The 25460-nt window shown below is 69.8% G+C and carries 23 protein-coding genes; 22 read left to right on the top strand and 1 reads right to left on the bottom strand.

The window, feature by feature from the left end:
- Position 1: 1 nt before the first annotated feature.
- The 22 genes from thrC (at position 2) to OG956_RS11060 (ending at position 23452) form a co-directional block, all read left to right on the top strand.
- Positions 2-1060 (top strand): threonine synthase, encoded by a 1059-nt coding sequence (gene thrC, locus OG956_RS11165; RefSeq protein ID WP_330337804.1) that lies wholly within the window; start codon positions 2-4, stop codon positions 1058-1060.
- A 401-nt stretch (positions 1061-1461) separates the two neighbouring features.
- Positions 1462-2379 (top strand): homoserine kinase, encoded by a 918-nt coding sequence (gene thrB / locus OG956_RS11160; RefSeq protein WP_330337803.1) that lies wholly within the window; start codon positions 1462-1464, stop codon positions 2377-2379.
- Positions 2380-2783: 404 nt separating this feature from the next.
- Positions 2784-4745 (top strand): transcription termination factor Rho, encoded by a 1962-nt coding sequence (gene rho / locus OG956_RS11155; protein WP_330337802.1) that lies wholly within the window; start codon positions 2784-2786, stop codon positions 4743-4745.
- 238 nt (positions 4746-4983) lie between these two features.
- A complete protein-coding gene (locus OG956_RS11150) occupies positions 4984-6747 on the top strand; it encodes a trypsin-like serine protease (RefSeq protein WP_330342803.1) in 1764 nt (587 codons plus the stop codon).
- A gap of 196 nt (positions 6748-6943) precedes the next feature.
- Complete coding sequence (locus tag OG956_RS11145) at positions 6944-8080, top strand: LCP family protein (protein WP_330337801.1); 1137 nt, start codon at positions 6944-6946, stop codon at positions 8078-8080.
- A 204-nt stretch (positions 8081-8284) separates the two neighbouring features.
- Positions 8285-8509: a 50S ribosomal protein L31 gene (gene rpmE, locus OG956_RS11140; protein ID WP_014675000.1), complete on the top strand. Its 225-nt coding sequence runs from the start codon at positions 8285-8287 to the stop codon at positions 8507-8509.
- A 108-nt stretch (positions 8510-8617) separates the two neighbouring features.
- A complete protein-coding gene (gene prfA / locus OG956_RS11135) occupies positions 8618-9685 on the top strand; it encodes a peptide chain release factor 1 (RefSeq protein ID WP_330337800.1) in 1068 nt (355 codons plus the stop codon).
- A 43-nt stretch (positions 9686-9728) separates the two neighbouring features.
- Positions 9729-10574: a peptide chain release factor N(5)-glutamine methyltransferase gene (gene prmC, locus OG956_RS11130; protein ID WP_330337799.1), complete on the top strand. Its 846-nt coding sequence runs from the start codon at positions 9729-9731 to the stop codon at positions 10572-10574.
- A 49-nt stretch (positions 10575-10623) separates the two neighbouring features.
- Positions 10624-11271 carry an L-threonylcarbamoyladenylate synthase gene (locus tag OG956_RS11125; protein ID WP_330337798.1) on the top strand — a complete coding sequence of 216 codons (648 nt, stop codon included), beginning with the start codon at positions 10624-10626 and terminating at the stop codon, positions 11269-11271.
- Positions 11268-11945 (top strand): arsenate reductase/protein-tyrosine-phosphatase family protein, encoded by a 678-nt coding sequence (locus OG956_RS11120; RefSeq protein WP_330337797.1) that lies wholly within the window; start codon positions 11268-11270, stop codon positions 11943-11945. Before OG956_RS11125 ends, OG956_RS11120 begins: the two co-directional genes overlap by 4 nt.
- An 84-nt stretch (positions 11946-12029) precedes the next feature.
- A complete protein-coding gene (gene glyA, locus OG956_RS11115) occupies positions 12030-13271 on the top strand; it encodes a serine hydroxymethyltransferase (RefSeq protein WP_330337796.1) in 1242 nt (413 codons plus the stop codon).
- Positions 13272-13422: 151 nt separating this feature from the next.
- Positions 13423-14742, top strand: coding sequence for an MraY family glycosyltransferase (locus OG956_RS11110; protein WP_330337795.1), 1320 nt, complete (start codon positions 13423-13425; stop codon positions 14740-14742).
- Between the two features lie 302 nt (positions 14743-15044).
- Positions 15045-15482: a hypothetical protein gene (locus tag OG956_RS11105; protein WP_330337794.1), complete on the top strand. Its 438-nt coding sequence runs from the start codon at positions 15045-15047 to the stop codon at positions 15480-15482.
- A 273-nt stretch (positions 15483-15755) separates the two neighbouring features.
- Positions 15756-16526 carry a F0F1 ATP synthase subunit A gene (gene atpB / locus OG956_RS11100; RefSeq protein WP_330342802.1) on the top strand — a complete coding sequence of 257 codons (771 nt, stop codon included), beginning with the start codon at positions 15756-15758 and terminating at the stop codon, positions 16524-16526.
- Between the two features lie 77 nt (positions 16527-16603).
- Complete coding sequence (gene atpE / locus OG956_RS11095) at positions 16604-16852, top strand: ATP synthase F0 subunit C (RefSeq protein WP_023546735.1); 249 nt, start codon at positions 16604-16606, stop codon at positions 16850-16852.
- Between the two features lie 39 nt (positions 16853-16891).
- Entirely contained in the window at positions 16892-17443 is a 552-nt protein-coding gene (locus OG956_RS11090) for a F0F1 ATP synthase subunit B (protein ID WP_330337793.1), read from the top strand.
- Positions 17440-18255: a F0F1 ATP synthase subunit delta gene (locus tag OG956_RS11085; RefSeq protein ID WP_330337792.1), complete on the top strand. Its 816-nt coding sequence runs from the start codon at positions 17440-17442 to the stop codon at positions 18253-18255. Before OG956_RS11090 ends, OG956_RS11085 begins: the two co-directional genes overlap by 4 nt.
- A gap of 127 nt (positions 18256-18382) precedes the next feature.
- Positions 18383-19975 carry a F0F1 ATP synthase subunit alpha gene (atpA, locus tag OG956_RS11080; RefSeq protein WP_330337791.1) on the top strand — a complete coding sequence of 531 codons (1593 nt, stop codon included), beginning with the start codon at positions 18383-18385 and terminating at the stop codon, positions 19973-19975.
- A gap of 21 nt (positions 19976-19996) precedes the next feature.
- Positions 19997-20914: a F0F1 ATP synthase subunit gamma gene (locus OG956_RS11075; RefSeq protein ID WP_330337790.1), complete on the top strand. Its 918-nt coding sequence runs from the start codon at positions 19997-19999 to the stop codon at positions 20912-20914.
- Complete coding sequence (gene atpD / locus OG956_RS11070; RefSeq protein ID WP_330337789.1) at positions 20915-22351, top strand: F0F1 ATP synthase subunit beta; 1437 nt, start codon at positions 20915-20917, stop codon at positions 22349-22351.
- A 123-nt stretch (positions 22352-22474) separates the two neighbouring features.
- Positions 22475-22849 (top strand): F0F1 ATP synthase subunit epsilon, encoded by a 375-nt coding sequence (locus tag OG956_RS11065; RefSeq protein ID WP_270081641.1) that lies wholly within the window; start codon positions 22475-22477, stop codon positions 22847-22849.
- Between the two features lie 156 nt (positions 22850-23005).
- Positions 23006-23452 (top strand): DUF2550 domain-containing protein, encoded by a 447-nt coding sequence (locus tag OG956_RS11060; RefSeq protein WP_330337788.1) that lies wholly within the window; start codon positions 23006-23008, stop codon positions 23450-23452.
- Positions 23453-23460: 8 nt separating this feature from the next.
- On the opposite strand, the gene OG956_RS11055 is transcribed toward OG956_RS11060, so the two are convergent.
- The gene (locus OG956_RS11055) at positions 23461-25281 is read right to left on the bottom strand and encodes a glycoside hydrolase family 18 chitinase (RefSeq protein WP_330337787.1); all 1821 of its coding nucleotides are present in this window, start codon (positions 25279-25281) and stop codon (positions 23461-23463) included.
- Positions 25282-25460: the final 179 nt, after the last annotated feature.

The raw sequence follows: 25460 nt of genomic DNA, 5'->3' as shown, positions 1-25460 counted from the left end.
AATGACCCACCAGTGGCGCGGAATCATCGAGGAGTACCGGGACCGGCTGCCGGTCTCCGACACCACGCCGGTCGTGACGCTCCGCGAGGGCGGCACGCCCCTCGTGCCCGCGCAGGTGCTCTCCGAGCGCACGGGCTGCGAGGTCCACCTGAAGGTGGAGGGCGCCAACCCCACCGGCTCCTTCAAGGACCGGGGCATGACCATGGCGATCTCCAAGGCCAAGGAGGAGGGCGCGAAGGCCGTCATCTGCGCCTCCACCGGCAACACCTCCGCCTCGGCCGCCGCGTACGCCGTGCGCGCCGGCATGGTCTCGGCCGTGCTCGTGCCGCAGGGCAAGATCGCGCTCGGCAAGATGGGCCAGGCCCTCGTGCACGGCGCGAAGATCCTCCAGGTCGACGGCAACTTCGACGACTGCCTCACGCTCGCCCGCTCGCTGAGCGAGAACTACCCGGTGGCGCTGGTCAATTCGGTCAACCCGGTGCGTATCGAGGGCCAGAAGACGGCTTCGTTCGAGATCGTGGACATGCTCGGCGACGCGCCCGACATCCACGTCCTGCCGGTGGGCAACGCGGGCAACATCACCGCCTACTGGAAGGGCTACCGGGAGTACGCCGCCGACGGCATCGCCACGAAGACCCCGCGCATGTGGGGCTTCCAGGCCTCCGGCAGCGCGCCGATCGTCCGCGGCGAGGTGGTCAAGGACCCCTCGACCATCGCCACCGCGATCCGCATCGGCAACCCCGCCTCCTGGCAGTTCGCCCTCGCCGCGCGCGACGAGTCGGGCGGCGCCATCGACGAGGTGACGGACCGTGAAATCCTGCGCGCCTACCGCCTGTTGGCCGCGCAGGAGGGCGTGTTCGTGGAGCCCGCCTCCGCCGCCTCGGTGGCCGGTCTGCTGAAGGCCGCCGAGCAGGGCAAGGTCGACCCGGGCCAGACGATCGTGTGCACGGTCACCGGCAACGGTCTGAAGGACCCCGACTGGGCCGTCGCCGGCGCCCCGCAGCCGGTCACCGTCCCCGTCGACGCGGCGGCCGCGGCCGAGCGCCTGGGACTCGGCTGAGCATCGCCCGAGCCGCGCCCCGGGCACGGCTGAGGATTGCTTGGGTGGCGCCCCGGCCACGGCTGCGGATCGCTCGGGTGGTGCACCGGCTCCGGCTGAGCATCGCCCGAGCGGCGCCCCGGCCCCCGCCGGGCGTCGCCCGTGCGGTCCGCGCCGCTTCCCGCACGGCCCCGGCCGGGGTTTTCCCTGACAGGGGGCACAAGGGGCTTGCGACACGCATCGTGCGCCTCCTGTGCGCCCTATGTCGCCACAGAACCTTCCTTCGATAGGCTGTACCGAACCCGCCCGTTGCATATGCCCTCGCATCGGGGCAGCGCCGCGCCGTCTGCGCGGCCCGAGGGTCTCCCGTACGTCATCGAATGTCTTCGACAGTCACGCAGCTCAAGGAGAGTCAACGAGCGATGGCCGGTCCAGCGTTCCGCGCCGCCGCCGTCCGGGTGCGCGTTCCCGCCACCAGCGCCAATCTCGGCCCGGGCTTCGACGCCCTCGGCCTCGCGCTGGGGCTCTACGACGACGTCGTCGTCCGGGTGGCCGACTCCGGGCTGCACATCGACATCGCGGGAGAGGGCAGCGAGACCCTCCCGCGTGACGAGTCCCACCTTCTCGTCCGCTCCCTGCGCACCGCCTTCGACCTGCTGGGCGGACAGCCCCGCGGCCTGGAGATCGTCTGCGCCAACCGCATCCCGCACGGCCGCGGCCTCGGCTCCTCCTCCGCCGCGATCTGCGCCGGCATCGTCGCCGCCCGCGCCGTGACCATAGGCGGCGAGGCCCGTCTGGACGACGCGGCCCTGCTGGCCCTGGCCACCGAGATCGAGGGCCACCCCGACAACGTGGCCCCGTGTCTGCTCGGCGGTTTCACCATCGCCTGGATGGAGGCCGGCGCCGCCCGCGCGATCAGGCTGGAGCCGGCCGATTCCATCGTTCCGGTGGTTTTCGTGCCCGGAAAGCCGGTCCTGACCGAAACCGCCCGCGGCCTGCTGCCGCGCACCGTGCCGCACGTCGACGCCGCCGTCAACGCGGGCCGTGCCGCCCTGCTCGTCGAGGCCCTCACCCGGCGCCCCGAGCTGCTGCTGCCCGCCACCGAGGACCGCCTCCACCAGGAGTACCGCGCCCCGGCCATGCCGGAGAGCGCCGCGCTGGTGGAGCGGCTGCGGGCCGACGGCATCCCCGCCGTGATCTCCGGCGCCGGTCCCACCGTCATGGCGCTGGCCGACGCCGGCAGCGCCGACAAGGTCGCCCACCTCGCGGGTGAGGGCTGGGCCGCGAACCGGCTGGACCTCGACGTCCAGGGAGCGAGCGTGCTGCCGCTTGCGACCTGACACACGGTTGCCGGATTTGGAGAGGGGGAATGTTTGTTGGATCCGGTAGTGTTAACCTCAAGTCTGCACCCGACCCCACCATGGCGAGGTGCCTCGTGTCCCAGTCCGGGACAGACATTCTTCCGGGAGTCTCCCACGCCACTCCGTGTTCCGTACGCCGTACCTGGGCAGTACGTCGTATGCGGGCACTGAGCGGATCGCCGGGCACGCTCCGGAATCGGTGCTACCACGCCACGTGACACTGGGTGCCACGACCCGCGGAAGCGCCATCACCGCACATTTCCTCCGCCGCTTTGGCGGACCACCGCCCCGGCACGGTTCGCGGAAAGCAAGAACCGTAGCCGGACAGCACAACCGGTCGCCGAGCCAGACAGGCCGACGTCCGCTCCAGGGAAGGACCCTTCGTGAGCGACACCACCGATCTGATGGGCGCACGTGTCGAGGAGACCGCTGCCGCGCCCGCCACGGACGCCTCCGCGCCTGCCACCGGTGCCGGCTCCCGGCGGCGCCGCGGTACCGGCCTCGAGGGCATGGTGCTGGCCGAGCTGCAGCAGGTCGCCTCGGGCCTCGGCATCAGGGGCACCGCGCGGATGCGCAAGAGCCAGCTGATCGAGGTCATCAAGGAGGCGCAGGCCGCGGGGGGCACGGCCCCCAAGGCCGAGACCGCCACCTCCGCCGAGACCAAGCCCAAGCGCCGCGCCACCTCCAAGGCCCGTACGGGTGAGGCCGCCGTCGACGGCGAGAAGAAGGCCGAGGCCCCCGCCGAGAAGGCCGTGGCCCAGCAGCAGATCGAGATTCCCGGCCAGCCGGCCTCCGACGAGCCGGCCGAGCGCCGTCGTCGTCGTGCCACCGCCGAGGCCGGCAGCCCCGCGCCGAGCGGCGCCGAGACCGTCTCCGCCGAGGCCAAGGCCGAGCCCAAGGCCGAGACGCCCGCCCAGCAGCCGCAGCAGCAGGGCGAGGCGAAGGGCGACGCCGGTGACGGCGAGGGCCGTGGCCGCCGTGACCGCCGCGAGCGCGGCCGCGACCGTGACCGCCGCAACAAGGGCGACGACCAGCAGGGCGGCGGCCAGCAGCGTCAGCAGCAGGGCCAGCAGCAGGGGCGTCAGGACGGCCGGCAGGACGACGACGACTTCGAGGGCGGCCGCCGCGGCCGTCGCGGCCGCTACCGCGACCGCCGGGGCCGTCGCGGCCGCGACGACATCGCCGAGCCGCAGGTCGCCGAGGACGACGTCCTGATCCCCGTCGCGGGCATCCTGGACATCCTCGACAACTACGCCTTCATCCGGACCTCCGGCTACCTGCCCGGCCCGAACGACGTGTACGTCTCCCTCGCCCAGGTCCGCAAGAACGGCCTGCGCAAGGGCGACCACATCACCGGCGCGGTCCGCCAGCCGAAGGAGGGCGAGCGCCGCGAGAAGTTCAACGCGCTGGTCCGCCTCGACTCCGTCAACGGCATGGCGCCCGAACACGGCCGCGGCCGCCCGGAGTTCAACAAGCTGACCCCGCTCTACCCGCAGGACCGCCTCCGCCTGGAGACGGACCCGGGCGTGCTCACCACCCGCATCATCGACCTGGTGTCGCCGATCGGTAAGGGCCAGCGCGGTCTGATCGTGGCCCCGCCGAAGACCGGCAAGACCATGATCATGCAGGCGATCGCCAACGCGATCACGCACAACAACCCCGAGTGCCACCTGATGGTCGTCCTCGTCGACGAGCGTCCGGAAGAGGTCACCGACATGCAGCGGTCGGTCAAGGGCGAGGTCATCTCCTCGACCTTCGACCGCCCGGCCGAGGACCACACCACGGTCGCCGAGCTGGCCATCGAGCGGGCGAAGCGCCTGGTGGAGCTGGGTCACGACGTGGTCGTCCTGCTCGACTCCATCACGCGTCTGGGCCGCGCCTACAACCTGGCGGCGCCGGCGTCCGGCCGCATCCTCTCCGGTGGTGTCGACTCCACCGCGCTGTACCCGCCGAAGCGGTTCTTCGGCGCGGCGCGCAACATCGAGGACGGCGGTTCGCTGACCATCCTCGCCACGGCGCTCGTGGACACCGGGTCCCGCATGGACGAGGTGATCTTCGAGGAGTTCAAGGGCACCGGCAACATGGAGCTGAAGCTCGACCGCAAGCTCGCGGACAAGCGGATCTTCCCGGCCGTGGACGTGGACGCCTCCGGCACCCGTAAGGAGGAGATCCTGCTGGGCGCCGAGGAGCTGGGCATCGTCTGGAAGCTCCGCCGCGTCCTGCACGCGCTGGACCAGCAGCAGGCGATCGAGCTGCTTCTCGACAAGATGAAGCAGACCAAGTCGAACGTCGAGTTCCTGATGCAGATCCAGAAGACGACGCCGACGCCCGGCAACGGCGACTAGTCGAAGCGAGCAATCGCCCCCTGGGAATCGAAAACGCCGCCCCTCGTCCGTCTGTGACGAGGGGCGGCGTTTTGGCGCTGAGGGGAGTGGGACGCACCACGCGCCACCTCCTTCTCATCTCTCCCTGGGGGGAACTCCCTTGCCCAATCCCCTGTCCGGGCGGCACAGACGCCGCATACGCGTCGGTCTGCCCCTCGGCGCCGCCGCTGTCGCGGCCGCCGTCACCGCCGCGCTGACGATGACGTCCGCCGGCGCCACGACGGCCTCCGCCTCGCCGACCGTCAGGCCCGCCACCGGCTCCGCGTCGCTCTCCGCGCTGACGGACCGCGTCGCGGGCGCGCTCGCCGCCGACAAGGACTTCAAGAACGCCTCGAAGACCAAGGACACCAAGAGCGGGACGACGGCGTCGCCGTCCTCCTCCGCCACGGCGTCCGGCACCGGGACCGTCAGCCCGATGATCATCGGCGGCACCACCACGAGCATCACCTCGGCCCCGTGGATGGCCCAGCTCTGGTACTACGACGACAAGGGCACCAGCGACACCGGCGACGACCTCGGCTTCTTCTGCGGCGGTGCCGTGGTGGCGCCGACGAAGATCCTCACCGCCGCGCACTGCGTCAAGGGCTACGACTGGCACGCCAACGGCGCCATCGTGACCGGCACCGACCAGCTGCCCACCACCGACTCCTCCGGCGCCACCGACCTGCACGGCGGCACCGTCTCCGGCATCTGGCGGCAGTGGAACCACCCGTCGTACACGGCGGCGACGACGAACGACAGGCCGCCCGCCGACAACGACATCGCCGTGCTGACCCTGCCGGCGCCGGTCAAGGCCACGCCGATCCGCATGACGACGTCCGCCGACACGGCCTCGTACAAGGCCGGCACCAGCGCCAGGGTCTACGGCTGGGGCCGTACCAGCTCCACCAGCAACGACATCTCGCAGACGCTGAAGACGGCCACGCTGCCGATCCAGTCCGACAGCACCTGCACGAGCGCCTACGGCAGCTCCGTGTTCGTCGCGGGCCACATGGTGTGCGCCGGCAACCCCGCCACCGGCAGCGACAGCGGCACCACCACCACGTGCAACGGTGACTCCGGTGGCCCGCTGATCGTGAACAACCGGATCGCGGGCGTGGTCTCCTGGGGTGTCACGAACTGCGTCGCGAAGGGCGCCTACGCCGTCTTCACCAAGGTCAGCACCTACGTCGGCGCCGCCTACCCGCGCATCGACGACACCAACCTCAGCGGCGACCACAGGGCCGACCTGTTCGTGCGCGAACACTCCACGAGCACCGGCTACGAGAAGGACTCCAAGGGCACCTCGTTCGCGTCCCGGGTCTCCTGGGGCAGCTTCTCGGGCTACGACACGATCCTGCAGACGGACCTGGACCGGGACGGCTACCAGGACTTCGTGCTGCGCCGCAGCAGCGACGGGGCGGTCTTCTGGCTGCACTACGTCCCGGCCACGCAGAGCTGGAGCAAGAAGGAGATCTTCAGCAACTGGTCCACCCGGAAGTTCACCGTCGCCCCCGGTGACGTCACCGGCGACTACCTGCCCGACCTGCTCTCCGTCGACTCCTCCGGGATCCTGTGGATCTACCCCGGCAAGGGCGACGGCTCCTTCTCGGCCCGCGTCGAGGTCGGCTCCGGCTGGGGCCAGTACAACTCCCTGCGCGCCCACGGCGACTTCACCGGCGACGGCAAGGCCGACCTGATCGCCCGCCAGAGCGGCACCAGCGACGTGTACCTGTACCGGGGCACGGGCACGTCCGGCACGGGCGCCTTCGCCTCCCGGATCAAGGTGCGCAGCGGCTGGACCGGCTACAACGCCTTCGACGCCGTCGGCGACGTGACCGGCGACGGCAAGGCCGACTTCCTGGCCCGCACCTCCGGCGGCACGCTCTACCTGTACCCGGGCACCGGCAAGGCGACCAGCGAGATCTTTGCCACAAGGATCTCGGTCGGCACCGGATTCCAGGCGTACGACATCTGGGGCTGAAACCCCAGGTGAGCAAGGCTCATCACGCGTGACCCCGTTACGCACAGTGCCCATCGCCCCACGCGGTGGGCACTCTGCGTTGTGCAACTCTGTCCCCGGTTTCTCCGTCTGACCCTACGGAGCGACGATGGAGCGGTACCGACCGCGCCTGACCCTGAAAGCAGGGGGTAACCGACCGACGAGACCTAGGAGCGATGTGACCGCCGAGAGCACGCCGGAGCCCGCGATATCCGAGCCGGGCGGCACCGGCCCCCGCAAGCCGGGCAAGGGCCGCCGCCGCAGGGCCACCGGCAGGGGCCGCCGGGCCCTGCACGCCGCGGCGTGGACGGCCGCCGGTGTGGTCGTGCTGGGCGGTACGGGCGCCGGATACCTGTACTTCAAGCTCAACGGCAACATCCGCAGCGTCGACATCAACCAGGCCCTCGGCAACGACCGGCCCTCGAAGGCCGCGGACGGCTCCGAGAACATCCTGGTCCTCGGCTCGGACACCCGCTCCGGCGGCAACAGGAAGCTCGGCGGCGGCACCGACGACGGCAGCGCCCGCTCCGACACGGCGATGATCGTCCACGTCTACCGGGGCCACAAGAAGGCCGCCGTCGTCTCCGTCCCCCGGGACACCCTGATCGACCGGCCGGCCTGCACCGACACCAAGGGCGCCACGCACCCGGCCGTGACCGGCGTGATGTTCAACGAGGCCTACTCCACCGGTGGCGCGGCCTGCGCCGTGAAGACCGTGGAGTCCCTGACCGGCCTCCGCATGGACCACTACCTCGAGGTCGACTTCGCCGGCTTCCAGAAGCTCATCGACGACCTCGGCGGCGTCCCGGTCACCACGGCCAAGGCCATCGACGACCCGCAGAGCCACCTGAACCTCAAGGCCGGCACCCACACCCTCGACGGGCGGCAGGCCCTCGGCCTGGTCCGTACCCGGCACGGCGTCGGCGACGGCTCCGACCTGGGCCGCATCCAGCTCCAGCAGGCCTTCGTCAAGGCACTGATGACCCAGGTCAAGCACGTCGGAGTCTTCAGCGACCCGAAGAAGCTCTACGACCTCGCCGACACCGCCACCAAGGCCGTCACCACCGACTCCGACCTCGGCTCGGTCAACTCCCTGATCGACTTCGCCGACGGCCTCAAGGGCATCGGCCCCCGGCACATGACCATGATCACCATGCCGGTCCGGTACGACCCCTCCAACCCGAACCGCGTGATCATGCAGCAGTCCAAGGCCCAGCTGGTGTGGGACGCCCTGAAGAACGACCGGCCCATACCGAAGAGGGCGACGGCGGGAACGGCCACCGGTGAGGCGAAGGGCGTCGTGAACGCCCCGTAGGGGTCCCCGGAACGCCCCACAGGGGTGCCCGGAACGCTCCGCAGGTGTGCCCGGAACGCTCCGCAGGTGTGCCCGGAATAAAGAACCGTGGCCCCCGGTTTTGGGGGATGGCGCCAGTCCTGGCAGACTGGTACGTCGGCTCCGGTTCACGCCCCCGCACCCCGCGGCGGCGACCCGGCGCCCTCCCGAAACCTAGGAGACACCTTGAAGCGCGACATCCACCCCGCGTACGTCGAGACGCAGGTCAGCTGCACCTGCGGCGCGTCGTTCACCACCCGCAGCACCATCGAGTCCGGCACCATCCGGGCCGAGGTCTGCTCCGAGTGCCACCCGTTCTACACGGGCAAGCAGAAGATCCTCGACACCGGTGGCCGTGTGGCCCGCTTCGAGGCCCGCTTCGGCAAGGCTGCCGCCGGCTCCAAGAAGTAGCGAGCCCCATTTCGCCGGTCCACGGCCGTACGCCCACCGAGGCGTGCGCCGGGACCGGCGTTTTTGGTCGCCCGCCCTTCCCTCTTCACCGCAGTACAGGAGCCCAAGATGTTCGAGGCCGTCGACGAACTCGTCGCCGAGCACGCCGATCTGGAGAAGAAGCTCGCCGACCCGTCGGTCCACGCCGACCAGGCGAACGCGCGCAAGCTGAACAAGCGCTACGCCGAGCTGACCCCGATCGTCGCCACGTACCGCTCCTGGAAGCAGACCGGCGACGACATCGAGACCGCGCGCGAACTCGCGGCGGACGACCCGGACTTCGCCGCCGAGGTCAAGGACCTGGAGAAGCAGCGCGAGGAGCTGACCGAGAAGCTCCGCCTGCTGCTGGTCCCGCGCGACCCCAGCGACGACAAGGACGTGATCCTCGAGATCAAGGCGGGCGCGGGCGGCGACGAGTCGGCGCTGTTCGCCGGCGACCTGCTGCGCATGTACCTGCGCTACGCCGAGCGCGTGGGCTGGAAGACCGAGATCATCGACGCCACCGAGTCCGAGCTGGGCGGCTACAAGGACGTCCAGGTCGCGGTGAAGGCCCGCGGGCAGATCGAGCCCGGCCAGGGCGTGTGGGCCCGGCTGAAGTACGAGGGCGGCGTGCACCGCGTGCAGCGCGTGCCGGCCACCGAGTCGCAGGGCCGTATCCACACCTCCGCCGCCGGCGTCCTCGTGACCCCGGAGGCCGAGGAGGTCGACGTGGAGATCAACCCGAACGACCTGCGGATCGACGTCTACCGCTCCTCGGGGCCGGGCGGCCAGTCCGTGAACACCACCGACTCCGCGGTCCGCATCACGCACATCCCGACCGGCGTCGTCGCCTCCTGCCAGAACGAGAAGAGCCAGCTGCAGAACAAGGAGCAGGCGCTGCGTATCCTGCGCTCCAGGCTGCTCGCCATGGCGCAGGAGGAGGCCGAGCGGGAGGCCGCCGACGCCCGCCGCAGCCAGGTCCGCACGGTCGACCGCTCCGAGAAGATCCGCACCTACAACTTCCCGGAGAACCGCATCTCCGACCACCGCGTCGGCTTCAAGGCGTACAACCTCGACCAGGTCCTGGACGGCGACCTCGACGCGGTCATCCAGGCCTGCGTCGACGCCGACTCGGCGGCGAAGCTGGCGGCCGCGTAGGACGCGTACCCGCACCAGTACGAGCACGACACGGAGGACTCGCGTGAACCTGCTGCTCGCCGAGGTGGCCCAGGCCACCCAGCGGCTGGCCGACGCCGGCGTGCCCTCGCCGCGCACCGACGCGGAGGAGCTCGCCGCGTTCGTGCACGGGGTGAAGCGCAGCCAACTGCACTCCGTGAAGGACTCGGACTTCGACGCCCGGTACTGGGAGGTCATCGCCCGGCGCGAGCAGCGCGAGCCGCTGCAGCACATCACCGGGCGGGCCTACTTCCGGTACCTGGAGCTCCAGGTCGGGCCGGGCGTCTTCGTGCCCCGGCCCGAGACCGAGTCCGTGGTCGGCTGGGCCATAGACGCGGTGCGCGCCATGGACGTCGTCGAGCCGTGCATCGTCGACCTGTGCACCGGCTCCGGCGCGATCGCGCTCGCCCTCGCCCAGGAGGTGCCGCGCTCCCGCGTGCACGCTGTGGAGCTGTCCGAGGACGCCCTGGTGTGGACCCGGAAGAACGTCGCCGGGTCCAGGGTCGACCTGCGGCAGGGCGACTGCCTGACGGCCTTCCCCGACCTCGACGGGCAGGTCGACCTGGTCATCTCCAACCCGCCGTACATCCCGCTCACCGAGTGGGAGTACGTGGCTCCCGAGGCCCGCGACTACGACCCGGAGATGGCCCTGTTCTCCGGCGAGGACGGCCTGGACCTCATCCGGGGCATCGAACGCACCGCGCACCGTCTACTGCGCCCCGGCGGCGTCGTCGTGATCGAGCACGCCGACACCCAGGGCGGCCAGGTGCCGTGGATCTTCGCCGAGGAGCGGGGCTGGGCCGACGCGGCCGACCACCCCGACCTCAACAACCGGCCGCGCTTCGCCACCGCCCGCAAGGCCCTGCCGTGACCCCGCAGACACATTTCCCGCAGTACGCGTACGAGGAGGCCCGCTGAAGATGGCACGGCGATACGACACCAACGACGCGACCGACCGCGCGACGGGTCTGCGCGAGGCCGCGTCCGCCGTCCGCCGGGGCGAGCTGGTGGTGCTGCCGACCGACACGGTGTACGGCATCGGCGCCGACGCGTTCTCCTCGGAGGCGGTCGCCGACCTGCTCGCCGCCAAGGGCCGGGGCCGCACCATGCCCACCCCCGTCCTCATCGGCTCCCCGAACACGCTGCACGGCCTCGTCACGGACTTCTCCGAGCAGGCCTGGGAACTGGTCGACGCGTTCTGGCCGGGCGCCCTCACGCTCGTCGCCAGGCACCAGCCGTCCCTGCAGTGGGACCTGGGCGACACCCGGGGCACGGTGGCCGTCCGCATGCCGCTGCACCCGGTCGCCATCGAACTGCTCACCGAGGTCGGCCCGATGGCCGTCTCCTCCGCCAACCTCACCGGCCACCCGGCGCCGGAGGACTGCGACGCCGCCCAGGAGATGCTCGGCGACTCCGTCTCCGTCTACCTCGACGGCGGCCCGATCCCGGGCAACGTGCCCTCCTCCATCGTGGACGTCTCCCGCGAGGTGCCGCTGCTGCTGCGCGAGGGCGCGATCTCGCCGGAGGAGCTGCGCAAGGTCGTACCCGACCTCGAGGTGGCGAATTGACGGCCCCTGAGGCGGGGCGTGGCATAGGCACCGGGGAGAGCGCGGCGGAACAGACGACGACGTTCGGCTTTCCGCGCGACACCTTCCGCATCCTCCACGTCAGCACCGGCAACGTGTGCCGCTCGCCCATCACCGAGCGGCTGACCCGCCATTTCGTCGCGGAGCGGCTCGGCGTGCTCGGCGGCGGGCTGATCGTGGAGAGCGCGGGCACCTGGGGCCACGAGGGCGCTCCGATGGAGGCGAACGCGGAGACCGTGCTGGCCGAGTTCGGCGCGGACGCCTCCGGGTTCTTCGGCCGGGAGCTGCTGGACGAGCACGTGATCAAGGCCGACCTGGTGCTGACGGCCACCCGCGACCACCGCGCCCAGGTCATCTCCATGGGGCACTCGGCGGGCCTGCGCACCTTCACCCTGAAGGAGTTCACCCGGCTGGTCCGCGCCATAGACCCCGCCACGCTCCCGCCGCTGGAGGACGGCGTGGTCATGCGCGCACGGGCCCTGGTCCGCGCGGCCGCCGCTCTACGCGGGTGGCTCCTGGCCCCGACGGCCGAGGCGGACGAGGTGCACGACCCGTACGGGGCGCCGCTGCCCTTCTTCCGGTCCATCGGCGACGAGATACGCGAGGCGCTGGACCCGGTGGTGACGGCCCTGACGGGGGTACCGGCGCGGACGTAGGCCGGAAGAGGCAGATACCGGGCACTGGGCACATCACGGGCCTACATTGGACCTACGTCACCACCGACCGCCCGGGAGCTCGCCATGTCGGTCACCCCCACCCTCGAGACCGACGTCCTGCGGAAACAGGACCCGGCGATGGCCGAGATCCTCCTGGCCGAGCTGCACCGGCAGTCGACCACCCTGCAGCTGATCGCCGCCGAGAACTTCTGCTCGCCGGCCGTCCTCGCCGCCCTCGGCTCGCCGCTCGCCAACAAGTACGCCGAGGGCTATCCCGGCGCCCGCCACCACGGTGGCTGCGAACTCGCCGACGTCGCCGAGCGCGCCGCCGTCGACCGCGCCAAGGAACTGTTCGGCGCCGACCACGCCAACGTCCAGCCCCACTCGGGCTCCTCGGCCGTCCTGGCCGCCTACGCCGCCCTGCTGCGCCCCGGCGACACCGTCCTCGCCCTCGGCCTGCACTACGGCGGCCACCTCACCCACGGCTCGCCCGCGAACTTCTCCGGCCGCTGGTTCGACTTCGTCGGCTACGGCGTGGACGCGGAGACCGGGCTCATCGATCACGACCAGGTGCGTCACCTGGCCCGGAACCACCGGCCGAAGGCGATCGTGTGCGGTTCGATCGCCTATCCCCGGCACATCGACTACGCCTTCTTCCGCGAGGTCGCCGACGAGGTCGGGGCCTATCTGATCGCCGACGCCGCCCACCCCATCGGGCTGGTCGCGGGCGGCGCGGCGCCGAACCCGGTGCCGTACGCCGACCTCGTGTGCGCGACCACCCACAAGGTGCTGCGCGGCCCGCGCGGCGGGATGATCCTGTGCGGTTCCCCCGAACTGGCCGAGCGCGTCGACCGGGCGGTGTTCCCGTTCACCCAGGGCGGTGCGCAGATGCACACGATCGCCGCGAAGGCCGTCGCGTTCGGCGAGGCGGCGACACCGGCCTTCGCCGCGTACGCCCGTCAGGTGATCGCCAACGCGCGCGTGCTGGCCGGTCACCTGGCCGCGGAGGGCCTCACCGTGGTCACCGGCGGCACCGACACCCACCTGATCGTCGCCGATCCGGCCCCGCTCGGCGTGGAGGGCCGCACCGCCCGCGGCCGGCTCCTGGCGGCCGGACTGGTCATGGACTGCTGCGCGCTGCCGCACGGCGACGGCCGGGGCCTCAGGCTCGGCACGGCGGCGGTGACCACGCAGGGCATGGGGGAGCCGGAGATGGTGCGGATCGCCGCGCTGACGGCGGCCGTGCTGCGCGGGGAGACCGAGCCGGCCGCGGCCCGGGAGGAGGTGCGCGGTCTCACCGCCGCTTTTCCGCCGTATCCGGCCTGAACGGGGGTAGGCGCTCTCCCGTACACCCCGGTGTGCGACGAGGTCCACAGCCACCCGTGCAACCATCGTGGCTACCCGGAAGTCCCCACCCGTATACGTCCCTCGCTAGGGTGTGGGGCTGTGATGGCCAGCGAGACCCGTGGGGAAGCCTGTGCGTGAATACCTGCTGACGCTCTGCATCACGGCCGCGGTGACGTACCTGCTGACCGGGCCGGTACGCAAGTTCGCGATCGTGGCCGGGGCGATGCCGGAGATCCGGGCCCGTGACGTGCACCGGGAACCCACTCCGCGGCTCGGCGGTATCGCCATGTTCTTCGGCCTGTGCGCGGGCCTGCTGGTCGCGGACCACCTCACCAACCTCAACGAGGTCTTCGCGAAGTCGAACGAGCCGCGCGCCCTGCTCTCCGGCGCGGCCCTGATCTGGCTGATCGGCGTCCTGGACGACAAGTTCGAGATCGACGCGCTGATCAAGCTGGGCGGCCAGATGATCGCCGCGGGCGTGATGGTGGTCCAGGGTCTGACGATCCTGTGGCTGCCCATCCCCGGTGTCGGCAACGTGGCGCTGACCCAGTGGCAGGGCACGCTGCTGACCGTGGCGCTCGTCGTCATCACGATCAACGCGGTGAACTTCGTGGACGGCCTGGACGGCCTGGCAGCGGGCATGGTGTGCATCGCGGCCGGCGCGTTCTTCCTGTACGCCTACCGGATCTGGTACTCGTACGGCATCGAGGCCGCCGCCCCGGCCACCCTGTTCGCGGCGATCCTGATGGGCATGTGCCTGGGCTTCCTGCCGCACAACATGCATCCCGCGCGGATCTTCATGGGCGACTCGGGTTCGATGCTGATCGGCCTGGTGCTGGCGGCGGGCGCGATCTCGATCACGGGTCAGCTGGACCCGGACGCGCTGGGCCTGTACGTGGGTTCCGAGAGGGCCGCTGTGCACGCGACGGTCCCGGTCTACATCCCGCTGCTGCTGCCGCTGACGATCATCGCCGTGCCCGCCGCCGACCTCGTGCTGGCGATCGTCCGGCGCACCTGGCGCGGCCAGTCGCCGTTCGCGGCCGACCGCGGGCATCTGCACCACCGGCTGCTGGAGATCGGCCACTCGCACAGCCGGGCCGTGCTGATCATGTACTTCTGGTCGGCGCTGATCGCCTTCGGCGCGCTGGCGTACTCGGTCAACTCCGCCTCGATGTGGATCGTGCTCGGCGTGGTCTTCCTCAGCGCTATCGGTCTGGTCCTGCTGCTGCTTCCGCGCTTCACGCCGCGGGTGCCGGTGTGGGCGCAGCGGTTCGTGCCGCCGCGCTACCGGCCGCGGCGCCGGGCGGCCGGGGCGGCTGTGGCCATGGAGTCCGGCGAGCAGCAGCAGACGCAGGAGACCGCTCGCCGGGCTCCGGTCACGGCCGGGGTCTCGGGCGTCAACGGAGCGACGGCGCTGGGCGCCCGTTCGCGTTTTGTTGACCGTGACTGAGACACTCAAGGTAAGAATCTGACGAGAGCATTGCCAAGTCGTGGGGGAACAAAGCCCCCATTACCAGACAAGCGGGCTCGGTTCCTGCACAGACGCGCACGGTCACTCTCATGTGTGAGAGTAAGCACACGTCACGGGTAAAGACCTCATCAAATAGTTTGTGATACGGTTCACGAGAACCCGGAGAGAGTCGAAGGACCCAAGTGCGTGGGCCCCTCGGCCTGAGGAGTTCGTTCACTCAGCCCGGGACTACGCTCGTCCATGACGACACCCTGCCCCCTTGTGAAAGCGGAGTTGCCGCCATGCCGTCCAATGACGTCCGGAACCTTGCGCAGATCGCTGTGCCCGCAGCGGCTGCCGGCGTGATCGCCGTCGCCGTGAGCGCCGCGGTCGCGGGGGGCAAGGGCGCGCTCGGCGCGGTCGTCGGCACGCTGCTGGCGGTCCTGTTCATGGGAATCGGCCTGTACGTGCTCCAGTGGACGGCGAAAACGCTCCCGCAGCTGTTCCAGATGATGGGCCTGTTGCTCTATGTCGCGCAGCTGCTGCTTCTCCTGATCTTCGTCGCTGTTTTCAAGGACACCTCTCTCTTCAACGCGAAGACGTTCGCCGTGTCGCTCGTCGTCGCGACCGTCGTGTGGATGGCCGCGCAGGCGCGCGCCCACATGAAGGCCAAGATCTTCTACGTCGACCCGGACTCCCAGAAGAGCGAGAAGCCCGAGAAGACAGGGCCGTCGTCGTGAGGAGTAGGGGCGGGATAAAGGCTTGTGAGATCTCCTGCTATCGTCCGGTGCCAACTGCGGCATCGCGGGCGCGGGCATCTGAGCTGACGCCTGCTCGATCGCGAGGCTCGATGCCCCCCAGCCGCCCCCACATCCGTAACACCAGTCCGGTGCCGATCCGCGGCCGCGCGCCGCGCCGACACAACGAGGTTGCCGTACCCATGCGTCATGCCGAAGGAGCCCGCGGTGAGTGCTGACCAGACCCAGCTCGCCTTCGACTGGAGTTGTCGGGTCCTGTCCGACAACGGATGCGGCTTCCCGGCCCCGGGCCTGCAGTCCTTCCTGTTCAAGCCGCTCGCCACGGTCGGGGGCTTCGAGTTCAACAAGGTGATGCTGCTCGCGCTCGTCACCACCGTGCTGATCGTCGCCTTCTTCTGGGCCGCTTTCGGCAAGGCCAAGGTCGTCCCGGGCAAGCTGCAGATGATCGGCGAGGCCGGCTACGACTTCGTGCGCCGCGGCATCGTCTACGAGACCCTCGGCAAGCGCGAGGGCGAGAAGTACGTCCCGTTCATGGTCTCGCTGTTCTTCTTCATCTGGATCATGAACGTCTGGTCCGTGATCCCGCTGGCCCAGTTCCCGGTGTCCTCGGTCATCGCCTACCCGGCGGTGCTCGCCGCGGTCGTCTACATCACCTGGGTCTCGCTCACCTTCAAGAAGCACGGATTCGTCGGCTTCTTCAAGAACGTCACGGGCTATGACAAGTCGCTCGGCGCCGTGCTGCCCCTCGTCATGGTCATCGAGTTCTTCTCGAACCTGCTGGTCCGCCCGTTCACGCACGCGGTGCGACTCTTCGCCAACATGTTCGCCGGTCACCTGATGCTGGTCATGTTCACCGTGGCCTCCTGGTACCTGCTGAACAGCTGGCTGGTCGTGGGCGCCGGCGTCTCCTTCGTGATGACGATGGCCATGATCTGCTTCGAGCTCTTCGTCCAGGCCGTCCAGGCGTACGTCTTCGTGCTGCTGGCCTGCTCCTACATTCAGGGCGCTCTCGCCGAGCACCACTGAGTCGTACCACCTCCGCCAACCCCCAGACGTCCGGTGGCCAACCCCCACCGGTCCAGTAAAGAGAAGGAAGAACCGGCATGTCCGCTGCTCTTGAGACCCTCGCCGCCACCGCTGGTGTCCACGGCTCCGTCGGCTCGATCGGCTACGGCCTCGCTGCGATCGGCCCCGGCATCGGCGTCGGCATCATCTTCGGTAACGGCACGCAGGCCCTCGCCCGTCAGCCCGAGGCCGCCGGCCTGATCCGTGCCAACCAGATCCTGGGCTTCGCCTTCTGTGAGGCGCTCGCCCTCATCGGCATCGTTATGCCGTTCGTGTTCGGTAAGTAATCACCCCTTACCTGACACGAATCGACGAAAGGCACTGATGTGATCGCCAACCTGGTACAGCTGGCGGCCGAGGAGACCGAGCAGAACCCGCTCGTTCCCCCGGGTCCCGAGCTGCTCGTCGGCACCATCGCCTTCGCCATCGTGTTCTTCTTCTTCTGGAAGAAGCTGCTTCCGAACATCAACAAGGTTCTGGAGGAGCGCCGCGCGGCGATCGAAGGCGGTATCGAAGAGGCCGACGCCATGAAGGTCGAGGCCCAGAGCGTCCTTGAGCAGTACAAGGCCCAGCTCGCCGAGGCCCGGCACGAGGCCGCGCGCCTGCGCCAGGAGGCGCAGGAGCAGGGTGCCGCGCTCATCGCCGAGATGCGGGCCGAGGGCCAGCGGCAGCGTGAGGAGATCATCGCCGCCGGCCACGCCCAGATCGAGGCCGACCGCAAGGTCGCCGCTGCCACGCTCCGGCAGGACGTCGGCCGGCTCGCCACCGAACTGGCCGGCAAGCTCGTCGGCGAGTCCCTCGAGGACCACGCCCGCCAGAGCCGTGTGATCGACCGCTTCCTCGACGAGCTCGAGGAGAAGGCCGAGGCCGCGCGATGAACGGAGCGAGCCGCGAGGCCCTGGCAGCCGCACGTGAGCGTCTCGACGCGCTGACGGACTCCACGTCCGTCGACGCCACCGCGCTCGCCGACGAGCTGGCGGCCGTCACCGCGCTGCTCGACCGCGAGGCCGGGCTGCGCCGGGTCCTCACCGACCCGGCGAAGTCCGCGGAGGCCAAGGCCGGCCTCGTCCAGCGTCTGCTCGGCAGCCAGGTCAGCGGGCCCGCCGCCGACCTGGTCGCCGGGATGGTGCGTTCCCGCTGGTCGCAGCCGCGCGACCTGGTGGACGCGCTGGAGCAGCTCGCGGACGTCGCCGACCTCACGGCCGCGGAGAAGCGGGGCAACCTCGACGAGGTGGAGGACGAGCTGTTCCGGTTCGGCCGGATCGTCTCCTCCAGCACCGACCTGCGCGCCGCGCTGACCGACCGTGCCGCCGCCGGCGAGGCCAAGACCGAGCTGCTGCACCGGCTGCTCGGCGGACGGGCCAACCCGATCACCGAGCGTCTGGTGACGCGCCTTGTGACCGCGCCGCGGGGACGTAGCCTGGAAGCGGGACTGGAGTCCCTGTCCAAGCTGGCCGCCGAGCGACGGGACCGCGTGGTGGCCGTCGTCACCTCGGCGGTGCCGCTGAGCGACGGCCAGAAGCAGCGCCTCGGCGCCGCCCTCGCCAAGCTCTACGGCCGTCGGATGCACCTCAACCTGGACGTGGACCCCGAGGTGATCGGCGGTATCCGGGTGCAGGTCGGTGACGAGGTCATCAACGGCTCCCTCGCGGACCGGCTGGACGACGCCGCCCGTCGCATGGCGAGTTAGCAACTCAAGAGTCAGTACGTACTTACGGCCCTGGTTGGGCCGTGCAGAGGATTCACCTCCTATTGGGGGGTGTCCCCATACCCCCCAAGTGAAACTTCGGGCCCAACAAGGAGAGCAGGGAACCCAGATGGCGGAGCTCACGATCCGGCCGGAGGAGATCCGGGACGCACTGGAGACCTTCGTCCAGTCGTACAAGCCGGACGCGGCCTCGCGCGAGGAGGTCGGTACGGTCACCCTTGCCGGCGACGGCATCGCGAAGATCGAGGGTCTTCCCTCGGCCATGGCCAACGAACTGCTGAAGTTCGAGGACGGCACCCTCGGCCTCGCCCTCAACCTCGAGGAGCGCGAGATCGGTGCCATCGTCCTCGGCGAGTTCAGCGGCATCGAGGAGGGTCAGCCGGTCACCCGCACCGGCGAGGTCCTCTCCGTCGCGGTGGGCGAGGGCTACCTCGGCCGCGTCGTCGACCCGCTCGGCAACCCGATCGACGGCCTCGGCGAGATCGAGACCGACAGCCGGCGCGCGCTGGAACTGCAGGCCCCCACGGTCATGCAGCGCAAGTCGGTGCACGAGCCGATGGAGACCGGCTACAAGGCCGTCGACGCGATGACCCCGATCGGCCGCGGTCAGCGTCAGCTGATCATCGGTGACCGCCAGACGGGCAAGACCGCCCTGGCCGTCGACACGATCATCAACCAGCGCGACAACTGGCGCTCGGGCGACCCGAAGAAGCAGGTCCGCTGCATCTACGTCGCCATCGGCCAGAAGGGCTCCACCATCGCCGGCGTGCGCCGCGCGCTGGAGGAGAACGGCGCCCTGGAGTACACGACCATCGTCGCCGCCCCGGCGTCCGACCCGGCCGGCTTCAAGTACCTGGCGCCGTACACCGGTTCGGCCATCGGCCAGCACTGGATGTACCAGGGCAAGCACGTCCTGATCATCTTCGACGACCTGTCGAAGCAGGCCGACGCCTACCGCGCCGTGTCCCTGCTGCTGCGCCGCCCGCCGGGCCGTGAGGCCTACCCGGGTGACGTCTTCTACCTGCACTCCCGGCTGCTGGAGCGCTGCGCCAAGCTCTCCGACGACATGGGCGCCGGCTCGATGACCGGTCTGCCGATCGTCGAGACCAAGGCCAACGACGTCTCGGCGTTCATCCCGACCAACGTCATCTCCATCACCGACGGCCAGTGCTTCCTGGAGTCGGACCTGTTCAACGCCGGTCAGCGCCCCGCGCTGAACGTCGGTATCTCCGTCTCCCGAGTCGGCGGTTCCGCCCAGCACAAGGCGATGAAGCAGGTCTCCGGCCGTCTGCGCGTGGACCTCGCCCAGTTCCGTGAGCTGGAGGCCTTCGCTGCCTTCGGTTCCGACCTGGACGCTGCGTCGAAGGCGCAGCTGGAGCGCGGTCAGCGCATGGTCGAGCTGCTGAAGCAGGACCAGTACCAGCCGATGTCCACCGAGGACCAGGTCGTCTCCGTGTGGGCCGGCACCACCGGCAAGATGGACGACGTCCCGGTCGCCGACATCCGCCGCTTCGAGAAGGAGCTGCTGGAGTTCCTGCACCGCAAGCACCAGCCGCTCATGACCTCCATCAAGGAGGGCGGCAAGATGTCGGACGACACCCTCACGGCCGTCGCCGACGCGATCGCGGAGTTCAAGAAGCAGTTCGAGACGAGCGACGGCAAGCTGCTCGGCGAGGACGTTCCTGCCGCTGCCGCCAAGTGACGTAAGGAAGGGACCTGACTCATGGGAGCCCAGCTCCGGGTCTACAAGCGTCGCATCCGATCCGTCAGCGCGACCAAGAAGATCACGAAGGCGATGGAGATGATCGCCGCCTCGCGCGTCGTCAAGGCGCAGCGCAAGGTGGCGGCCTCCACGCCGTACGCGAACGAGCTGACGCGTGCGGTCACGGCGGTCGGCACCGGCTCGAACACCAAGCACCCGCTCACCACGGAGGCGGAGAACCCGACCCGTGCCGCGGTCCTGCTCCTCACGAGCGACCGCGGTCTGGCCGGCGCCTTCAACTCCAACGCCATCAAGACGGCGGAGCAGCTGACCGAGCGCCTGGAGCGCGACGGCAAGCAGGTCGACACGTACATCGTCGGCCGGCGCGGTGTCGCCCACTACAACTTCCGTGAGCGCAAGGTCGCGGAGTCGTGGACGGGCTTCACCGACGAGCCGACGTACGCGGACGCCAAGAAGGTCGCGGCGCCCCTGATCGAGGCCATCGAGAAGGAGACGGCGGACGGCGGCGTGGACGAACTCCACATCGTCTACACCGAGTTCGTCTCGATGATGACGCAGACGGCGCTGGACGCCCGGCTGCTGCCGCTGCGCCTCGAGGAGGTCGCGGAGGAGGCTCACCCGAAGGGCGAGATCCTCCCGCTGTACGAGTTCGAGCCCTCGGCGGAGGACGTCCTCGACGCCCTGCTGCCGCGGTACGTGGAGAGCCGCATCTACAACGCGCTGCTCCAGTCGGCCGCTTCGAAGCACGCCGCCACGCGGCGCGCGATGAAGTCGGCCACGGACAACGCCGGAGAGCTCATCGAGACGCTCACCCGGCTTGCCAACCAGGCCCGCCAGGCCGAAATCACCCAGGAAATCAGCGAGATCGTCGGTGGCGCCAGCGCCCTGGCCGACGCGACCGCGGGGAGTGACCGATAAATGACCACCACTGTTGAGACCGCGACGGCTACGGGCCGCGTCGCCCGGGTCATCGGCCCGGTCGTCGACGTGGAGTTCCCCGTCGACGCGATGCCGGACATCTACCAGGCCCTGCACGTCGAGGTCGCCGACCCGGCGAACCAGGGCGAGAAGAAGACGCTGACCCTGGAGGTCGCCCAGCACCTGGGTGACGGTCTGGTCCGCGCGATCTCCATGCAGCCGACCGACGGTCTGGTCCGCCAGGCCCCGGTCGTCGACACCGGCGCGCCGATCACCGTGCCGGTCGGCGACTTCACCAAGGGCAAGGTGTTCAACACCCTCGGTGAGGTGCTGAACGTCGACGAGTCCTACGACGGCGAGCGCTGGCCGATCCACCGCAAGGCCCCGAACTTCGACGAGCTCGAGTCCAAGACCGAGATGTTCGAGACGGGCGTCAAGGTCATCGACCTGCTCACCCCGTACGTCAAGGGCGGCAAGATCGGTCTGTTCGGCGGCGCCGGCGTCGGCAAGACGGTGCTCATCCAGGAGATGATCTACCGTGTCGCCAACAACCACGACGGTGTCTCCGTGTTCGCCGGTGTCGGCGAGCGCACCCGTGAGGGCAACGACCTGATCGAGGAGATGTCCGACTCGGGCGTCATCGACAAGACCGCGCTGGTCTTCGGCCAGATGGACGAGCCCCCGGGCACCCGTCTGCGCGTCGCGCTGGCCGGCCTGACCATGGCCGAGTACTTCCGCGACGTCCAGAAGCAGGACGTGCTGTTCTTCATCGACAACATCTTCCGCTTCACGCAGGCCGGTTCCGAGGTCTCCACGCTGCTCGGCCGTATGCCGTCCGCGGTGGGTTACCAGCCGAACCTGGCCGACGAGATGGGCCTCCTGCAGGAGCGCATCACCTCGACCCGCGGTCACTCGATCACGTCGATGCAGGCGATCTACGTCCCCGCCGACGACCTGACCGACCCGGCCCCGGCCACCACCTTTGCCCACCTCGACGCGACGACGGTTCTGTCCCGTCCGATCTCCGAGAAGGGCATCTACCCGGCCGTGGACCCGCTGGACTCCACGTCCCGGATCCTGGACCCGCGCTACATCTCGCAGGACCACTACGAGTGCGCCATGCGCGTCAAGGGGATCCTGCAGAAGTACAAGGACCTCCAGGACATCATCGCGATCCTCGGCATCGACGAGCTGGGCGAGGAGGACAAGCTCGTCGTCCACCGTGCCCGTCGCGTGGAGCGCTTCCTGTCCCAGAACACCCACGTCGCCAAGCAGTTCACCGGCGTGGACGGCTCGGACGTGCCGCTCGACGAGTCGATCGCCGCGTTCAACGCGATCTGCGACGGCGAGTACGACCACTTCCCCGAGCAGGCGTTCTTCATGTGCGGTGGTCTCGAGGACCTGAAGAAGAACGCGAAGGAGCTGGGCGTCTCCTGAGCCTCGGCTCCGAGCCCCGTGCTCGTGTGAGGGGGCGGGTCCGTCCCGCCCCCTCCTGCACGCCCCCTAGAATTGACCCCAACACCCGGCACCCCCGCCGGGTGGTGACCCGAGGAGCCACCCTTGGCTGCTGAGCTGCACGTCGAGCTGGTCGCCGCCGACCGCCAGGTCTGGTCCGGCGAGGCCACCCTGGTCGTCGCGCGCACCACGTCCGGCGACATCGGCGTCATGCCCGGTCACCAGCCGCTGCTCGGTGTGCTGGAGTCGGGCCCGGTGACCATCCGTACGAGTGAAGGTGGAACGGTCGTCGCCGCGGTGCACGGCGGTTTCATCTCGTTCGCGGACAACAAGCTGTCCCTGCTGGCCGAGATCGCCGAGCTGTCGGACGAGATCGATGTCCAGCGCACGGAGCGGGAGCTGGAGCGCGCGAAGGCGGAGGGCGACGCCGCCGCCGAGCGCCGCGCGGATGTCCGCCTGCGTGCGGCGGCGGCGAGCTGAGCCCACGCTCGTCCGCCGTATGACGTCACTCAGCCGCGGCCGGCCCGGAGCAATCCGGTGCCGGTCGCGGCTGAGGCAGATGTGGGTGTTTTTTCCGTTTCATTACTCAAGCACAGAAGCAGTTCCCCTACCGAGGAGACGAGGAGGTCGGTGCCGATGGTCCTCGCTCTGACTGTGTGCGGGATCGTGGTCGCGCTCGTGGTGGTGGGGCTGTTCCTGTTCGGGCTGCGGCGCCGGCTGATCCAGCGCTCCGGCGGGACCTTCGACTGTTCCCTGCGCTGGGACGTGGCCGAGAAACCGGACGCGGGCGGCAAGGGCTGGTCCTACGGCGTCGCCCGCTACAACGGCGACCGCATCGAGTGGTACCGGGTGTTCTCCTACGCCTTCCGCCCGCGCCGCACCCTGGAGCGCGCGCAGATCGAGGTGGCCGGCCGCCGGCTGCCCGAGGGCGAGGAGGAACTGGCGCTGCTCTCCGACGCGGTGGTCCTCGCCTGTACCCATCGGGGCACGCGCCTCGAACTCGCCATGAGCGAAGACGCGCTGACCGGATTCCTCGCGTGGCTGGAAGCAGCCCCGCCCGGACAGCGCGTCAACGTTGCTTGAGGGCTCTCTTACAGGTTGCTGCTGATGGCGTTCACCAGCTCACCGTTGCTGGTGTCGCCGCTGAACTCCCAGAAGAAGGCTCCGCCGAGCCCCTGGGACTTGGCCCAGCTCATCTTCCCGGCGATGGTCGACGGGGTGTCGTACGACCACCAGTTGCTGCCGCAGTGGGCGTACGCCGTGCCCGCGACGGTGCCGGTGACCGGGCAGGACGACTTGAGCACCTTGTAGTCCTCGATGCCCTGCTCGTAGGTGCCGGCCGCCGGTCCCGTGGCCGTGCCGCCCGGGGCGTCCTGGGTGACGCCGGTCCAGCCGCGGCCGTAGAAGCCGATGCCGATGAGCAGCTTGCTCGCGGGGACGCCGGCCGACTTGTACTTGGCGATCGCGTCGGCCGTGTCGAAGCCGGCCTTGGGGATGCCGGAGTACGAGGTGAGGGGGGAGTGCGGGGCGGTCGGGCCCTGGGCGTCCCAGGCGCCGAAGAAGTCGTACGACATCACGTTGTACCAGTCGACGTACTGGGAGGCGCCGGCGTAGTCCGCGGCCTCGATCTTGCCGCCGGAGGAGCCGTCGGCGGTGACCGCCGCGGTGACCAGGGCCTTGGAGCCGAACTTGGCGCGCAGCGCGGCCATCACGTTCTTGAAGGCCGCCGCCCCGCTGGTGTCGCAGGACAGGCCGCAGGCGTTGGGGTACTCCCAGTCGATGTCGATGCCGTCGAAGACGTCCGCCCAGCGCGGGTCCTCGACCAGCTTGTAGCAGGAGTCGGCGAAGGCGGCCGGGTTGGCCGCGGCCTGGGCGAAGCCGCCGGACCAGGTCCAGCCGCCGAAGGACCACAGGACCTTGATGTTCGGGTACTTGGCCTTCAGCTCGCGCAGCTGGTTGAAGTTGCCGCGCAGCGGCTGGTCCCAGGTGTCGGCGACACCGCTCACCGACTGGTCGGCGGTGAAGGCCTTGTCGTAGTCGGCGTAGGAGTCGCCGATCGCGCACTGACCGCCTGTGACGTTGCCGAAGGCGTAGTTGATGTGCGTGATCTTCGCCGCCGAGCCGGACGTCACGAGGTTCTTGACGTTGTAGTTGCGGCCGTAGATGCCCCACTCGGTGAAGTAGCCGAGCTTGACCTTGTCGCCGGTGGTCGGGGGAGTGGTGGTGCCGCCGGTGGTGTGCACCCTGACCGCGCCGCTGACCGGGCCGGTCTGGTCGGCGGTGTCGCGGGCCTGCACCGTGTAGGAGTAGTCGGTGCCGGCGGTCAGGCCGCTGTCCGTGTACGAGGTGGTCGTCACGGTGCCGACGACCTTGCCGTCGCGCAGGACGTCGTAGTTCTTGATGCCCTTGTCGTCGGTGGCCGCGCCCCAGGAGAGCCTGACCGAGGTGTCGGTGACGCCGGAGGCCGTGGGAGTGCCGGGCGCGGAGGGCGCCGCGTCACCGGGGGCTGTCGTACCGTCGCAACTGTCGCCGTTGAGCCTGCAGTTGCTCGGCGAGCCGGATCCGGAGCCGTTGAAGCCGAAGGACACGGAGGCGCCGGGGGCGATGGTGCCGTTGTAGGACTTGTTCTTGGCGGTCCAGTGGGTGCCGGAGCTGGTGACGTCGGCGTCCCAGGCTGAGGTGACGGACGTGCCGGAGGGGAAGTCCCACTCGACGGTCCAGGAACTGACGCTGGTGGAGCCGGTGTTCTTGATGGTCCACTGGCCGCCGAAGCCGGTTCCCCAGTCGCTGGACTTGGTGTAGGTGGCCGTGACGCTGGTCGCGGCCTGGGCGGGGCTCGCGAGACCGACGAGGCCGGCCAGGGGGAGCAACAGGGTCGCGAACCCTGCCGCGGCTCTGTGTCTGAAGCGCATGCTGCGCCTCCTCACTAGGGGGAGTCGGGGATGCCGTGTGCATGACTGAGCCTTCACGCCCACGGTGCTGCGAGAGTAGGAAGGTCTGGACCATGGGTCAATAGGTCTGGACCACTTGTCTCTATGGCCCGCTTGATCGCCAACTCCCGTGCCGCTGCGGCCGCTTGCGCGCGCCGTAC

This window comes from Streptomyces sp. NBC_00557 (assembly GCF_036345995.1).
Lineage (GTDB): Bacteria > Actinomycetota > Actinomycetes > Streptomycetales > Streptomycetaceae > Streptomyces.
The sequence above is the reverse complement of the archived record's forward strand: the minus strand, read 5'-3'. Positions and strand labels throughout refer to the sequence as shown.